Raw genomic sequence first — 15458 nt, 5'->3', positions numbered from 1 at the left:
GGCGAAGGACGAAGGACAAATGACCAATGACTAATAACCAATGACAGTTGCCTATTTAGTTAATCAATATCCCAAAGTTAGTCACAGCTTTATCCGACGAGAAATTCTGGGAGTAGAAGTCTGTGGGATTCCCGTTGCTCGATTCGCTATCCGTTCCTGTGAGTCTGAGTTAGTTGACGAAGGGGACAAGTTAGAGCTGGAAAAGACCCGGATTGTATTAGATATTGGTATAGTGGGCTTACTATTGGGCTTACTCCGGGTCGCCATAACCCAACCGATGCGGTTTCTGAGTGCATTAAGGCTAGCCATTCAGGTGGGGTTCAAATCAGAACGGGGAGTTTTACGTCATCTCGTTTATCTGGCGGAAGCTTGTGTGTTGCTCAGGTGGTTTTCTCAGGCGGAAATTGCCCATGTCCACGCTCACTTTGGCACCAACTCTACCACTGTGCCAATGTTGTGTCACGTCTTGGGCGGACCTCCCTATAGCTTTACAGTACACGGACCGGAAGAATTTGATAAAGTAGGAGCAATCTCCTTAGCTGAAAAAATTAGGCGGGCAGCTTTTGTTGTAGCCGTTAGCAGCTTTGGCAAAAGTCAACTGTATCGCTGGTGTCCTTCAGAACAATGGTCGAAAATTCATATCGTTCATTGTGGGGTGGATGAAAAGTTTTTGCGTCAGTCTCCTATCCCTGTACCAGACTGTCCGCATTTAGTGTGCATTGGGCGGTTAAGCGAACAGAAGGGACATCTACTGTTAATAGAAGCAGCCGGTTTGTTAGCGGCAGAGGGCTTGTCCTTTAAAATTGTACTGGTTGGGGATGGGGAACTACGACCTGAAATTGAAAACAGGATCACACAGCTAGGGTTAGAAGATAAGGTTGAGATTACCGGATGGCTGAGTAATGATCAGGTGCAGAAGCAGATTTTAGCAGCGCGGGCGGTGGTACTCCCTAGTTTTGCCGAAGGCTTGCCTGTGGTAATTATGGAGGCGTTGGCTCTTTCTCGTCCCGTGATTAGCACTTATGTAGCAGGCATACCCGAACTGGTTGAACCCGGAGTGTGTGGTTGGTTAGTACCCGCCGGATCAGTTACCGCTTTGACGGAGGTAATGCGTACTGTCTTACAGCTTCCGGTAGACAAGCTGGAACAGATGGGTAAGGCGGGGGCGGAACGAGTAGCGAAACAGCATGACGCAACGAAAGAAGCGTCAAAATTAGCCGAGTTATTTCAGTAGGTTTGTGTTCGTAGGGCTTTAGCCTATAAACGTCACTCACCCCCAGACTATCTGAGAGAGAGCATATCAACCCTAACTTTCCCCTTTTAAAGGAAACAGGAGGATATTATACCGATGTTTTATATTCAATCAGTGTTGCCTGCTGACCCCGCCATCGGCTCAGCCAGTATTTCATCTGCCCAATGACTTGTGGCAACTTGTATAATACACAAAACAGAGCATACAATCCGGCGTGGGACGGCAAATCACCATAACTGCAGCGATACCGATACACTCGCCACATCAAAACCGGGTATCCCAAAAATAATAATAGACTCAGACCCGATGTAACCCAAGCCAAACTTAGAGCCGTCACAGGTAGAACAAATCCCCACAACCAACCGCTCAAATTTTCCCGAATCATATACCGTTCAGGGGGTTTGCCGTGCATCGCCGCACCTTCTGCCATTGCCCAACCGCCTCTGATAGAGCGTTTCCACCATTGACTAAACTTGAGCATTGCCGCATCATGATACGTCATATCGGCATCAATGCGGACAATTTTCCAGCCCCGTTGACGCAGGCGGATACACATTTCTGGTTCTTCCCCGCCGATGAGGGTTTCGTTGTAGCCGTTCACCTCTCGAATGGCATCAATGCGGATTAAGGCATCCCCACCACAGGCTTTGGCTTCACCCACAGGGGTGTTCCATTCCATATCAGCGAGGCGATTATAGATTGAGGCATCCGGGAATCGTTCCCGCCGTCGTCCACAGGCGATCGCTAATTTATCATCATTATCTAGGGTTTCGATGGCTTGTTCAATCCAGCCGGGGATGAGTTCGCAGTCGCCGTCGATAAACTGGACATATTGGATATCGGGGAACTGTTCGATGAGGTATCTAAATCCCGTGTTGCGTCCCCGCGCCATGGTAAACGGGAGTGACATATCCAGGTTGATCACCTGAACACCCAGGGATTTAGCCGCTTCTACGCTGCCATCGGTGGAACCAGAGTCCACGTATATAATGGGTGTATCTTGGGGAAGGAGTGCGATCGCGGATTTGAGACAGCGAATTAGTCGTTCCCCTTCATTTCTGCCAATGGTGACTACCCCAATGCGGGTCATACTTCTTAACTTCAGTAGCTTTTCAATTGACTCAGTTAACTTCTATTCTAGAGGTGTGATACCAATTCCGGCACGACTCCTTTTCGGCAAAGATATATAGCTCCAGAAGGCTAAATGAAAATTATTTCGACTAAAATTCCAGATGTTGTCATTATAGAACCTCGCGTCTTTGGGGATGAGCGTGGTTTTTTCTTGGAAAGCTACAACCAGAAAGCGTTTACAGAGAAAGCGAATATCGGCGCTACCTTTGTCCAAGATAATCATTCCCGTTCCGTCAAAAACGTTCTCCGGGGGCTACATTATCAAATTCAGCAACCTCAGGGGAAATTGGTACGGGCTATCGTGGGGACAGTATTAGATGTGGCGGTGGATATTCGCCAAAGTTCTCCCACGTTTGGGCAATGGGTAAGCTGTCTATTGAGTACGGAAAATAAGCATCAGGTTTGGGTTCCGCCAGGATTTGCCCACGGCTTTTTGGTGGTTTCCGAGGTGGCTGAGGTTTTATATAAAACTACGGATTATTATGCACCGCAGCATGAACGGACATTGCTGTGGAATGATCCCGAATTAGGCATTGATTGGAATTTGACCACAGAGCCTATCCTATCGGCAAAAGACCAAGCCGGACAACCCTTGAAAACGGCGGAAGTTTATCCATGACGCGAATTTTACTCACAGGTACGGCTGGACAACTGGGGAGTGAACTGCAACAAACCCTAGCCCCCCTGGGAGAGGTGATGGGAGTTGACCGTCACAAGTTAGATTTAACTCAACTGGATGAAATTCGCCAGGTTATTGGTGAATTTAAACCCGATCTGATTGTTAATGCCGCTGCTTATACCGCCGTGGATAAAGCGGAAACCGAAACTGAACTGGCAAATGCCATTAATGGTAAAGCTCCTACTATTATGGCAGAAGCCGCGCAGCAGTTGGGGGCGGCGTTAATTCACGTTTCCACCGATTATATCTTCGACGGTAAAAAAAATACACCTTATACTGAAGACGAGATTCCAAATCCGGTCAATGCCTATGGTCAATCAAAGTTATTGGGAGAAGAGGGCGTGCTAAAACAGTGCGATCGCGCCCTGATTCTCAGAACCGCTTGGGTTTATGGGGCGCAAGGGAAAGGCAATTTTGTCAAAACCATGCTCAGACTAGGGGCGGAACAGGATCAGCTGCGAGTAGTGGTGGATCAAGTGGGAACACCAACGTGGACGAGAGACTTGGCAAGTGCGATCGCGCAGTTGGCTCAATCTCTCAAATCAGATACTCTGACGGGTATCTATCACTTTACCAATAGCGGCGCGATTAGTTGGTATGATTTTGCTGTGGCTATATTTGAGGAAGCTCTACAAATTGGCTTCCCGTTGCAGGTAAAGCAGGTTGTGCCAATTACCACGGCTGAATATCCGACACCAGCAGCGCGTCCAGCTTATTCCGTTCTCTCTACTCAGAAGATATCGGCTGTATTAGGGAATCATCCTTCCCATTGGCGCACCGGGTTGCGGCGAATGCTGAAACAACTTTATGATCAGAAGCATTAAACAGCCTTGGGTTTAAACCCAAGGAACCAAAAGCTAAAGTCAGCTAAAGCTGACTGGATAAAAAGTATAGTCGTCTTGAGACGACTTAAGCTATAAGCCAAGAACTTGAGTTCTTGGCGGGTGTCGGGGAATGATTTAGTTCCCAGCTATACTCCAGCCAATCTCAGCAACTCATAATGAAAGCACTGATTCTTTCCGGCGGTAAAGGGACGCGCCTACGACCCCTAACTTATACAGGGGCAAAACAACTCGTTCCCGTTGCCAATAAACCAATTTTATGGTACGGGATTGAGGCAATTGTCGCAGCAGGGATTACCGATATCGGAATTATTATTAGTCCAGAAACCGGAGAAGAAGTTAAGAGCAAAACCGGAGCAGGCGATCGCTTTGGGGCTAAGATTACTTATATCCGGCAAGATCAGCCGGCAGGGTTGGCACATGCGGTTAAGATTGCTCAGCCGTTTCTAGGTGATTCGCCCTTTTTAATGTATCTGGGTGATAACCTGGTGCAAAGTGACTTGAGTCTATTTGTCGAACGCTTTCACGAACGACAGCTAGATGCCTTAATCCTGCTGTGTACCGTCCCTAACCCAACCGCGTTTGGGGTGGCTAAGGTGGATGAAGAGGGGCGAGTCTTGCAGTTGCTGGAAAAGCCCAAGGTTCCACCCTCGAATCTGGCACTGGTGGGGATTTATCTATTTTCTAACACAGTTCACCATGCGATCGCGAATATTCAACCCTCGGCTAGAGGGGAACTGGAAATTACCGATGCGATTCAATATCTGATTGACCAACCGAAAAAAGTGGAGTCCTTTCAGTTACAGGGCTGGTGGCTGGATACTGGGAAAAAAGATGACCTATTAGAAGCCAATCGGGTTATTTTGGATACCCTGTTAGAAACCGCTGTTCAGGGTGAGGTTGATCAAAATAGCCAAGTGATTGGGCGGGTCAAGATAGGTTCGGGTTCAAAGGTCGTCAACTCTACGATTCGGGGACCCGTGACCATTGGCAGCAATTGTCATCTGGAAAATTGTTTTATTGGTCCTTATAGTAGTGTAGCTGACCAGGTTACGCTGGTTGATACCGATTTAGAGCATAGTGTTATTTTAGAGGGGGCGAAGGTGATTGGGGTACAGCAGCGGATCGTGGATAGTGTGATTGGACAGCGGGCGCAGTTGAGTGTAGCACCACGGCGTCCGAAGGCGTTGCGGTTTATGATTGGCGATGACTCGCAAATCGAATTGGTTTGATAACCTTAGTCGCCCAAAAACTGGGGTGAACCTGTAGGGGCGACCTGACTTTTCACAAAGTCTAGAACCCTGATTCGGGGCGGGTTTAGTCACATCTGGATGGAACCGAAAAGATAGTCGTGAAACCCGCCCCTACACACGAGAGGCGTCATGTCATCGAGGGAAGCGAAGGGTCAAAACTTACCTCCCTTCGTTGCACCACATACTGTGAAAAGTAAGGTAGGGGCGACCCGCTTGCACTAATTAACAACTCCAGCTACTGAATGGGTTCGGGTCGCCCTCTCCTCAACCCTCTGTGACAAAAAGTGTTTCCCCGACAAGGTTAACAGTTGAGCTATTTATCCTCTAAAATTAGGAGAGTATAGGATAAATTGGCTACCCTACCCGACTGTCAGTGAATTTAGCTACAGCCTTCCACCATAAAGCTAACAGTGTGGTCATAACCCAACCCACCTTCAGCATTCTATGTGTATTGCCGATCAAAGAAAATCCCGTTTATCAAAAAAGGTCATCCGTAGGGGCGCACAGACGTGCGCCCTTCCCAATCCCGGGCAATTCATGTAAATAGGCTCTAATCTAAAAAATATTTATCCAGATGATTGACTATCTTTCCAAAGTTTTATACGTTCTCACGGGCAGCCGGAAAAGTCTGATCTTCCTCTTATTGGTATTTATCTTCACCTCAATTCTTGAAGCCTTTGGTATTGGCTTAGTTGGACCATTCATCAGCTTAGCGTCTAACCCAGAATCGATTAAAAGTATTGCTGTATTGGACTGGGTTTATCGAAAGTCAGGATTTGAATCACCTCAGCAATTCATTCCTATCGTCGGATTTGTTATTATTGCAATTTTTTGTGTTCAAGCGCTGTTATATTTTCTTGCTCAAACGTATATCTACCGATACACTCATCAGCAAAAGAGCCGACTGATAGCCCGATTACTTAAAGCTTATTTGACAGCACCTTATACATTTTATTTAAAACAAAATACAGCGAGCATCATAAAAAATATTATTACAGAAACAAATGTGTTTACTAATGCATGTTTATTATCCTTACTCCTTTTTGCAACGAACGGTATTGTTATCGGAGTTTTAATGGGGTTAATGGCTTATAGCAGTCCCCTGCTGTTGGTGATGATTCTGGTAATTTTAGTACCGACCGTTCTGTTGTTTAATAAATTTGGATATCGATTTAAACAGTGGGGAAGAACCCAATCGGAAACTCAGCGAGAAATGATTCGCACGGTCAATCACGGTTTAGGTGGATTGAAAGAGACTCGGGTAATTGGCTGTGAATCCTATTTCGAGAATAAAATGGATGAGCAAGTTCGCAAATATGCTAGGGCGGCTACTTTATCTCAAGCCTCAAATATATTACCGAACATTTTTATTAAAACCTGTTTAATTGTATTTGTCGTCCTCTTTGTTTCTTTGTTCAATATTTTCTTTACGGAGAGTGGGCAAGATTTGACCGCTGTGATGGGAGTTTTTGCTGTGGCTGCAGTGCGATTAATTCCAGCATCCAGTCAGTTTATTAGTGCAATGGCGAAAATGCGAACGTCTAGCCATGCGCTGGATATGCTCTATTTGGATCTTAAGGAGATAGAGAAACGAGAAGTCCACAATCGTTTAGAGAGTTTAAACGGTTCAACAGCGAAAGAGCCAGTTAAGCGGGAAAATAAAGATAGGAGCCTGTTGAGTTTTACGAATCAAATCGAGCTGATTGATGTAACCTATCGTTATCCGGCGGCTTCAGAACTCTCGCTTGACCAGATTTCTTTTAAGATTAAGAAAGGGGAATCGATTGCCTTAATTGGTAAATCAGGAGCGGGAAAGACGACGTTAGTGGATGTGATATTAGGACTTTTGGAGCTAGAGAGTGGAGATATTCAAGTCGATGGTGTATCGATCTATGAGAATCTGCGCTCTTGGCAAAATCTGGTTGGGTATATTCCCCAGTCTATTTTTCTGACTGATGATACAATCGAACGGAATATTGCTTTTGGTGTTCCGGATAACCAGATTGATCAGGGACGGTTGTATAAGGCAATTCAAGCCGCGCAGCTTGAGGAATTGATTGAGCAGTTACCCGATGGGATAAAGACGGGGGTTGGTGAACGGGGGGTGCGTTTATCGGGGGGACAACGCCAACGGATTGGGATTGCTAGGGCGATTTATCATGAACGGGAAATTTTGGTACTGGACGAAGCAACGGCAGCATTGGATAATGAGACAGAGAGTCGGGTAACATCGGCGATTAATGCTCTGGCGGGGACGAAAACCCTAATTGTTATTGCTCATCGACTGTCTACCGTTGAGAACTGCGATCGCATCTATATGTTGGAGAAGGGAAGAGTGGTTAAGTCGGGGAGTTATCAGGAAGTGGTTTTGGGAACCTGAAAAGGCTGAGTCTCGTGCGATTTGATGGCAAGGTTGTAACTGGGGTAGAGAGAATATTTTATAAATGGAAGGAAAAATAGGTTGATCCAAATTATGCTTTTGAATAAATATTTAGTCAAACTTATTGATACTTGGGAGCTAAAGAAACATTAATGAAATTAGATTCTGAATCACACGTTCCAACTGATAAATCAAATGGCAATTTTTCCAAGTCAGACAGTTCGCTCAAAGGTTGTTAATCTCTAAGCCTAATAAAGGGGTTTGCTTAATGAAACTACCCTATTTCCTCATTATTGGTGCTGCTAAATCGGGAACGACAACTCTGTACCAATACTTATGTCGGCATCCACAGGTTTACATGAGTACTCCTAAAGAACCTGAATTCTTTGCAAGAGATGATCGCTATGCTAAAGGAATTGAGTGGTATGCTTCCCTGTTTAGCCAAGCTGAACCCCACCAAATCTGCGGCGAGGCATCAACAATTTATACTCTGTGGCCCCACTTCCCTGAAACGGCGGCAAGGATTGCTCGATGGTTACCCCATGTCAAGTTGATCTATGTGATGCGGCATCCCGTAGATCGAGCCTATTCCTACTACGTACAACTGATCAAAAATGCTCAAAATACTCGGCGGCAATTAAAAATCATCAAAACATTTGAAGAAAGTATTAATCCAGATGTCATGCCAGATGTCATGCAAGTTGTGCCTCCCCCTGTTCCTGATCCCAAGATTGTTGATTCTCACCTGCCTAAATGCCCTGGACTTTATTTAGATGGCAGTGACTATATACAGCAGATTGAACAGTATCTTCAATTCTTTCCTAGAGAAGCGTTTCTATTTTTACTCATGGAGGATTTAATTCAAAGTCCAGCAGATTCAATAAAAAGAGTCTTTAAATTCCTGGAAATTGATGATGAATTTGATGTGATCAGGGATAACCCCATTGCCGCCAACCAAACCCGTACCCATACTAATTGGTTCCTACGGTCACGAATTACGGCTCCCCTGAAGAAAATTCCAGGAATTTATCGTACTGCTAAGTTGTTACCGCAAGGAACACGCGATCAAGTTTATCATTTACTCAAGAGATTGCCATATTATAATGCTCAGGTCGAAAAACAATACTTACCCCAACCAATGCGTCCAGAAACGCGCCAGATGTTATTGGAAAAATTTTGCCAACCGAATCAAAGACTAGCTGAGTTTCTGAATCGAGACTTATCTCATTGGTCTAAGTAATACAAAAAACCTTATAGATATCGTAATGATTAGTTGAGGTTTTAATTCGGTTAACTAAAAGGGGATTTTATTTATAATTTCAAAAATTTCAACCAACATCACCTATTGAGGTCTACCTTATGACGATGCCTAACTTTTTGATTATAGGCGCAATGAAATCTGGAACGACTTCGCTCTTTAATTATTTAAAACAACATCCACAAATTTACATGAGTCCTGTCAAAGAACCCAAGTTTTTTGTCCTGGAAGGGGAAAAGCTGTATCCTGGATACCAGGAAAACCAGACGTTTGAATGGCGTGGATCAGGGGGTCTAACTCGGATTGAGGGAATCAGGGACATTGACACCTATCGTCAGCTCTTTACAGAGGTTTCTCAAGAAAAAGCGATAGGAGAGGCAAGTCCATTATACATCTATATCCCGAAAGCTGTTGAACGTATCAAATATTATATACCTGAAGCCAAATTAATTGCCATACTTCGCCACCCCGTAGATAGAGCCTATTCGCACTTTATCAATTGGGTTCAGCGCGAACTTGAACCCTATAATTCTACTTTCTTGCAGGTGCTTGAAGAAGAGGAATGGCGGATACAAAATAATTGGAGTCCTCTTTTCCACTATAAACATAGGGGATTTTATTATGTTCAACTTCAACGTTTCTTTGCAGCGTTTCCTGGAGATAAAATCCGAGTTTATCTATACGAAGACTTGCAAGAAAACCCCCTAAATTTAGTACAAGATATATTTAGTTTTTTGAATGTGGATGATTCATTTATCCCTAATCTTCAGAATAAATCTAATGTATCCAAAATTCCCAAAAATAAGAGATTCCATAAGTTGATCACCCAAGCCAATCCCATGAAAACGATTTTGAAGCCTTTCGTTCCTAAACGTATGCGTGATCGCCTTAAAACTAATCTCCAAGCCAAAAATATGATCAAGCCGAAACTTTCGCCAGAGCTACGAAAACAACTGATTGAAGACTATCGGGATGATATAATCAAACTGCAAGACTTAATTCATCGAGATTTGTCCCCTTGGCTGGAGTCTTAGCTGTAGTAATTTTCTGTAAAAACATTTAAAAACGTGGGTTTGTATATGTATGAAAATTACATTCGTTACTGCGGATTATTTTAGTCTGGCAGGTGGAATGCGCGTCATTGCCATCTACGCTGATCAGTTGAAAAGGCGGGGTCATGAGGTGTTGGTTGTCTCTACCGCTAAAGCTCAACCCAGTTTATTGAGGCGGGTGAAATCTCTTCTCAAAGGTGAGGACTGGATATCTGTGCCAAAGCGTCAGTTATCATATTTCGATCAGTTGGATGTCCCTCATGTGGTACTTGATCACCTAGGTCCAGTTACAGAGTCAGATGTGCCTGATGCTGATGTAATCGTAGCAACTTGGTGGGAAACGGCTGAGTGGATAGCGACTCTATCTACAGCCAAAGGCGTAAAAGTCTACTTTATTCAACATCACGAGGTATTTGATTACTTGCCTAAGGGGAGAGTGGACGCCACCTATTCACTCCCTATGCATAAAATCGCCATCTCGAAGTGGTTGGTTGAACTAATGAAAACTCAGTATGGCGATGGGAATATCTCCTTAGTCCCCAATAGTGTCGATACACAACAGTTTTCTACACCCCCTCGTGGTAAACAGCCTATTCCAACGGTTGGTATGGTGTACTCTCCGGTTTATTGGAAAGGATGCGATATCAGTCTAAAGGCATTCTCCTTAGCTGCCCAAAAAATCCCCAATCTGCGCCTGGTTGCTTTTGGTCATTCCGTACCATCGTCCGAGTTCCCCTTACCCCTCGGTAGCGAGTATGTCCATCAACCGTTACAACATACCCTAAAAGATATGTATGGTCGGTGCGATGCTTGGCTGTTCGGTAGTCGTTCAGAAGGGTTTGGTCTGCCAATTTTAGAAGCCATGGCTTGTCGCACACCCGTTATCGGCACTCCGGCGGGTGCAGCGCCAGAACTACTCAGTGATTGTGCTGGGATACTGGTTCAACCAGAAGATCCCGAAGATATGGCGGGGGCAATTGTGAAAGTCTGTAGTCTCTCTGATGCAGAATGGCAAGCCATGTCCGATGCGGCTTATGCCAAGGCGAGCAACTATACTTGGGATGAAGCAACTGAATTGTTCGAGGCGGCACTATACAAAGCGATAGAACGACATAAACGGGGTGACTTTTCCCAGGTGGACAATTGAAGGACGATTAATCGATAATAAAGGAAATATCCAAAAAATCTATGCCATGACAAAACCCAGCTTTCTGATTATTGGAGCGGCAAAGTCGGGAACGACAACACTCTATAGATACTTAGTTCGGCATCCACAAGTTTATATGAGTATCCCCAAAGAACCCGATTTCTTTGCGATTGATGCTATCTATGAGCACGGAATGACGTGGTACGGTTCACTCTTTGATCAAGCTGAATCCCACCAACTGGGCGGCGAGGCTTCAACAACCTACACCAGGTTGCCAAAATTTCCTCACGCTGCTGAACGAATCGCTCAGGCGCTCCCAGATGTAAAGTTAATTTATATCATGCGGCATCCAGTGGATCGAGCTTATTCACACCATGTCCATGAAATCAAATGCCGTGAGCAAAAACCTCGTACAACCTTTGAATCTGCAATTAAAGAACGTTCCTATTTGGTAGAAAGCGGCGACTATATGCAGCATATTGAACTGTATCTTAATTATTTTACCAGAGACTCGTTACTTTTACTATTAATGGAGGATTTAATTCAGAATCCAAGAGATATTCTCGATAAGGTTTGTTGCTTTATTGGTGTTGACAACAGCATAGATTTAATTCAGGACACTCCAGTTGTGGCAAACCAAGCACGGGAAGCGGCTGAAGGATTTGTTCGGTCAAAACTGACGGCTCCTCTCAAGGCAATTCCTGGGGTTAAGCGTACTGCAGCATTATTCCCCCAAGGGATGCGCGATGCAGCTTATCAGGTTTTAAAGGGATTACCCTATTATGGCGAGTGGGGCAAAAAACAGTCTTATCTGCCACCGCCGATGCTTCCAGAAACTCGTCAGATGCTTTTGGAACGGTTTAGAGATCAAAATCAGAGATTAGCTGAGTTTATCAACCGTGACTTATCCCATTGGTCAAGGTAAAAAGTTTACAGCTAAATGGTATAACTCATTAGGTAATAGAAATATTGATAAATTGTGATTATAAACCATGGAATTAATTAACTTTATGGTAATTGGTGCAGTCAAGGCGGGTACGACTTCAGTATATAACTATTTAAAACAGCATCCACAAGTTTACATGAGTCCCATCAAAGAAACCAAGTTTTTTCAGTGGGATGGAGAAACAAGGCGTTTTTCTCACCCCCACGATCAGATAATATACGAAAAGTCTATCAAAACATTTGGGGACTATAGAGCTTTGTTCGAGTCCGCGAAAGATGAGATAGCTGTGGGAGAAGCTACACCGAGTTATCTTTATAATAAAGAGGTTCCTCTGAGAATCTACAAACGTTTCCCCAAAGTCAAACTGATCGTAATTCTCAGGCAACCAGCGGAGCGAGCTTTTTCCCATTATCTTCATACCAAATGGCTGGGTCACGAGCCACTGAGTTTCTCCGATGCCCTGATTCAGGAACGTGAGCGGATACAATCTAATTGGGGACCCAGTTGGCATTATAAACAACAAGGGTTTTACGCCGAACAGATCAAACGTTTTCAGGCTTTATTTGGAGAGTCACAAGTCCGTACCTACTTATTTGATGACTTAAAGGCTAACCCTCTCGATATAATTCGAGATATGTATAGTTATCTAGGAGTCGATCCGGATTTCCAACCGGATGTCAAAACTAAGCACAATGAACGCTTTTTTGCGAAAAATCCGCTTATTCATGAATTGACGAACCAGCAAAACCCAGCTAAACTGCTAGCAAAGCGGATAATCCCGGCTGGCGTTAGGAAAAAGCTATGGCAAGCGATTACAGCTAAAAATAGCTTTAAGCCTCAACTTGACCCAAAATTACGCTGGGAGTTAACCCAGAGTTATACACCCGATATTCTCAAACTTCAGGATCTGATTCATAAAGACCTGAGCCAATGGCTTCAGTAGAGCAATCAACACCTATTTTAGCTGACAAACAAAAGAGACTTTATTATGACACAAACCGAAAACCATCCACCGAAAAATCATCGGGATATCCCCTTAAAGTTTTGTTTTGATCCAGACTATTTAGATGAGTTAGCAACTAAGTATCAGGATACCTATCAGCAAGCTCAACCCTTTCCTCACATTGTTATCGATGACTTTTTACCAGAATCTGTCCTCAATAGTATATTGAGTGAATTTCCTGATCCGAAGAAAATTGATTGGCAAAGGTTTGATGGAGCAGGGTCTAAAAAACTAGCCTCAAAAACGGAATTACAAATGGGGGAGATGACTCGTATTCTTCTCTATCAATTGAATTCTTCTACGTTTATTAGTTTTTTAGAGAAGCTGACCGGGATTGCCGGGATCATCCCTGACCCTCATTTTGTCGGCGGTGGTCTTCATCAAATTGAAACAGGGGGATATCTCAAGGTTCACGTTGATTTTAATCGTCATACCCGACTGAACCTGGATCGGCGATTAAATCTTTTATTATATCTGAATAAAGACTGGCAAGACGAGTACGGTGGTCATCTAGAACTTTGGAACCGGGATGCGACTCGTTGTGAAAAACAGATTCTGCCCCTATTTAATCGCTGTGTTATTTTTAACACCACGGACTTTTCCTATCATGGACATCCTCATCCGTTGAATTGCCCAGAAGACCGGACGCGCAAATCCCTAGCCCTTTATTACTACAGTAATGGACGCCCAGCAGAAGAGATTTCTGATTCTCATACCACCCAATTTCAGGCTGATGTCGCCGAACAATTAAAGAAGAAGCAAACTCAAACAACAGCACAAACAATCTTCAAGAAATTGCTGCCGCCAATTTTAATTGATGTCAAGAATGCGCTCAGTAAAAAGCCGTAATTTAGGGAATATACCCAAACCTGATGAGTCCTCTAGTTCCCCTAGTTATGTTTGGCTGGATTCCAGCCGTCCTCTACTTATTTAAGCGATTCCCTGCCCAGTGGGCAGTTGTGATCAGCTTCATTTTGGCATGGCAATTCCTTCCCCAAGCCAGTTATCCCCTTCCCGGTTTACCTGACTATACCAAAATGTCGGCAACGTGCTATGGCATCTTGCTGGCAACGTTAATATACGATGTGGGACGCTTCCAGAGCTTTAAATTCGGCTGGTTGGATGTACCCATGTTGATTTGGTGTTTTTCCCCATTAGCCTCATCCCTCAGTAATAATCTGGGTCTTTACGATGGACTCTCAGCCTCGTTTGGTCAAATTGTACAGTGGGGAATACCTTATTTTATTGGTCGGATATATCTGAATAATTGGGCTGGTTTGCAGAAGTTGGCAATTGGCATCTTCTTGGGTGGATTGATTTATGTGCCTCTATGCTTGTATGAAATTCGCATGAGTCCCCAACTACATGCCATGGTTTACGGTTTTGCCCCCACCAATTTTCTGATGACAATCCGCTACGGTGGATATAGACCCATAGTCTTCATGAGACACGGCTTAACCTTGGGGATGTGGATGATGGCAGCGACACTGATTGGGATTTGGCTGTGGCGAAGTGGGTTACTTAAAAAACTCTGGGGTATCCCAATGAGTTGGCTGGTGGCGGTGTTACTGATCACCTTTGTCTTAGTTAAATCTACAGGTGCTTACATTTATTTGTTCTTTGGGGTTGCCATTTTGTTCCTCACTCGCTGGTTTCGCACAACCTTTCCGTTATTATTGCTGGTTGTGAGTATCTCTTCTTACCTTTTTTTGGGAGCAACGGGGAACTTTACGGGGGATATGAAGAACCAACTGGTTTCCTTTTTAGCCGATGTTACAACCCAAGAGCGAGCTGAATCATTGGAGTTTAGACTAGATAACGAGGAGTTGCTTGGGGATAAAGCCAGACAGCGACCGATTTTTGGTTGGGGGGGATGGGGAAGAAGTCGTGTCTATGACTATAACTGGGCAGGTGAGCTGGTGGATGTCTCGATTACAGATAGTTTCTGGATTATCACCTTTGGTACCAATGGTTCTATTGGACTCATCAGTATCATGGCAGCTCGGTTACTTCCCCCTGCCTGTTTTTGTCTGCGTTATCCGGCTCATTCCTGGTCTAACCCTAAAGTCGCACCGTCAGCTGTGCTAGCTGTGGTCTTAACACTGTACGTGATGGATGGTCTTTTGAATGCTCAGCCGAATCCAGTGTATACGGTAGTTCATGGGGGTCTAGCAGGGTTGATGCTGAATGAGGTCGAGACTAGAAACAGCAGAAGTATTCGCTCATCGATACCAAGGCGTTCTTTGCATCAAAAGAAACACTTGGTTGGGACTCTCAAGGATCAGGGAAGCCAGGAAGAAATTTAAGCTTTGTATTTTTTGGGATGGTGAATCTAGGTTCGTAGTTGCGCTGTCTTCGCCATAAGCACTCGCATCACTGACTAAAACTTGGGCACATATCGGTGAGCGCACTTTGACCTCTGTCATCCGTGTCAACTGAACCTGACACCGGAATTTTTAGTTTTCTTAAAGCTGTGCGAAAATATCACTGGATTAACCCTTGAGCCAATAACACT

The 15458-nt window shown here is 44.4% G+C and carries 13 protein-coding genes; 12 read left to right on the top strand and 1 reads right to left on the bottom strand.

Translation table 11 applies throughout. From position 1 onward, the window contains the following. Positions 1-40 precede the first annotated feature (40 nt). Complete coding sequence (locus RIG66_RS26085) at positions 41-1234, top strand: glycosyltransferase (protein WP_446381806.1); 1194 nt, start codon at positions 41-43, stop codon at positions 1232-1234. A gap of 106 nt (positions 1235-1340) precedes the next feature. Here the strand turns inward: RIG66_RS26085 and RIG66_RS26080 are convergent, their stop codons facing one another. Continuing rightward, on the bottom strand, positions 1341-2342 hold the full coding sequence (locus RIG66_RS26080) for a glycosyltransferase family 2 protein (RefSeq protein WP_446381804.1): 1002 nt from the start codon (positions 2340-2342) through the stop codon (positions 1341-1343). Positions 2343-2456: 114 nt separating this feature from the next. Between RIG66_RS26080 and rfbC the strand changes: the two genes are divergently transcribed. The 11 genes from rfbC to RIG66_RS26025 all read left to right on the top strand — a co-directional run bounded on the left by rfbC (position 2457) and on the right by RIG66_RS26025 (position 15249). Then, entirely contained in the window at positions 2457-3002 is a 546-nt protein-coding gene (rfbC, locus tag RIG66_RS26075; protein ID WP_446381802.1) for a dTDP-4-dehydrorhamnose 3,5-epimerase, read from the top strand. Then, a complete protein-coding gene (gene rfbD / locus RIG66_RS26070; RefSeq protein WP_446381800.1) occupies positions 2999-3886 on the top strand; it encodes a dTDP-4-dehydrorhamnose reductase in 888 nt (295 codons plus the stop codon). Before rfbC ends, rfbD begins: the two co-directional genes overlap by 4 nt. Positions 3887-4062: 176 nt before the next feature. Beyond that, entirely contained in the window at positions 4063-5136 is a 1074-nt protein-coding gene (locus RIG66_RS26065; RefSeq protein WP_446381798.1) for a glucose-1-phosphate thymidylyltransferase, read from the top strand. Between the two features lie 595 nt (positions 5137-5731). Beyond that, complete coding sequence (locus RIG66_RS26060) at positions 5732-7537, top strand: ABC transporter ATP-binding protein (RefSeq protein WP_446381796.1); 1806 nt, start codon at positions 5732-5734, stop codon at positions 7535-7537. Between the two features lie 268 nt (positions 7538-7805). Continuing rightward, positions 7806-8777: a sulfotransferase domain-containing protein gene (locus RIG66_RS26055; protein WP_446381794.1), complete on the top strand. Its 972-nt coding sequence runs from the start codon at positions 7806-7808 to the stop codon at positions 8775-8777. Between the two features lie 119 nt (positions 8778-8896). Continuing rightward, on the top strand, positions 8897-9829 hold the full coding sequence (locus tag RIG66_RS26050; RefSeq protein ID WP_446381792.1) for a sulfotransferase family protein: 933 nt from the start codon (positions 8897-8899) through the stop codon (positions 9827-9829). A 49-nt stretch (positions 9830-9878) separates the two neighbouring features. Next, on the top strand, positions 9879-10994 hold the full coding sequence (locus RIG66_RS26045) for a glycosyltransferase family 4 protein (RefSeq protein ID WP_446381790.1): 1116 nt from the start codon (positions 9879-9881) through the stop codon (positions 10992-10994). After that, on the top strand, positions 10969-11919 hold the full coding sequence (locus tag RIG66_RS26040) for a sulfotransferase family protein (RefSeq protein WP_446381787.1): 951 nt from the start codon (positions 10969-10971) through the stop codon (positions 11917-11919). Before RIG66_RS26045 ends, RIG66_RS26040 begins: the two co-directional genes overlap by 26 nt. Positions 11920-11986: 67 nt before the next feature. Continuing rightward, positions 11987-12883: a sulfotransferase family protein gene (locus RIG66_RS26035; RefSeq protein WP_446381785.1), complete on the top strand. Its 897-nt coding sequence runs from the start codon at positions 11987-11989 to the stop codon at positions 12881-12883. Positions 12884-12928: 45 nt separating this feature from the next. Further along, positions 12929-13792 carry a 2OG-Fe(II) oxygenase gene (locus tag RIG66_RS26030; protein WP_446381783.1) on the top strand — a complete coding sequence of 288 codons (864 nt, stop codon included), beginning with the start codon at positions 12929-12931 and terminating at the stop codon, positions 13790-13792. A gap of 23 nt (positions 13793-13815) precedes the next feature. Then, the gene (locus RIG66_RS26025) at positions 13816-15249 is read left to right on the top strand and encodes an O-antigen ligase domain-containing protein (protein ID WP_446381781.1); all 1434 of its coding nucleotides are present in this window, start codon (positions 13816-13818) and stop codon (positions 15247-15249) included. Positions 15250-15458: the final 209 nt, after the last annotated feature.

Origin of the sequence: Coleofasciculus sp. E2-BRE-01 (genome assembly GCF_040221695.1) — a bacterium.
Taxonomy (GTDB): Bacteria; Cyanobacteriota; Cyanobacteriia; order Cyanobacteriales; family Coleofasciculaceae; genus Coleofasciculus.
Note: the sequence above shows the minus strand (reverse complement) of the source record. Positions and strands in the feature narration are given on the sequence as shown.

Coding starts and splice junctions, on each gene's coding strand:
- rfbD (WP_446381800.1), top strand. CDS start 2,999: ATGACGCGAATTTTACTCACAGGTACGGCTGGACAACTGGGGAGTGAA.
- RIG66_RS26065 (WP_446381798.1), top strand. CDS start 4,063: ATGAAAGCACTGATTCTTTCCGGCGGTAAAGGGACGCGCCTACGACCC.
- RIG66_RS26085 (WP_446381806.1), top strand. CDS start 41: ATGACAGTTGCCTATTTAGTTAATCAATATCCCAAAGTTAGTCACAGC.
- RIG66_RS26025 (WP_446381781.1), top strand. CDS start 13,816: ATGAGTCCTCTAGTTCCCCTAGTTATGTTTGGCTGGATTCCAGCCGTC.
- RIG66_RS26080 (WP_446381804.1), bottom strand. CDS start 2,342: ATGACCCGCATTGGGGTAGTCACCATTGGCAGAAATGAAGGGGAACGA.
- RIG66_RS26050 (WP_446381792.1), top strand. CDS start 8,897: ATGACGATGCCTAACTTTTTGATTATAGGCGCAATGAAATCTGGAACG.
- RIG66_RS26045 (WP_446381790.1), top strand. CDS start 9,879: ATGAAAATTACATTCGTTACTGCGGATTATTTTAGTCTGGCAGGTGGA.
- RIG66_RS26035 (WP_446381785.1), top strand. CDS start 11,987: ATGGAATTAATTAACTTTATGGTAATTGGTGCAGTCAAGGCGGGTACG.
- RIG66_RS26030 (WP_446381783.1), top strand. CDS start 12,929: ATGACACAAACCGAAAACCATCCACCGAAAAATCATCGGGATATCCCC.
- RIG66_RS26060 (WP_446381796.1), top strand. CDS start 5,732: ATGATTGACTATCTTTCCAAAGTTTTATACGTTCTCACGGGCAGCCGG.
- rfbC (WP_446381802.1), top strand. CDS start 2,457: ATGAAAATTATTTCGACTAAAATTCCAGATGTTGTCATTATAGAACCT.
- RIG66_RS26055 (WP_446381794.1), top strand. CDS start 7,806: ATGAAACTACCCTATTTCCTCATTATTGGTGCTGCTAAATCGGGAACG.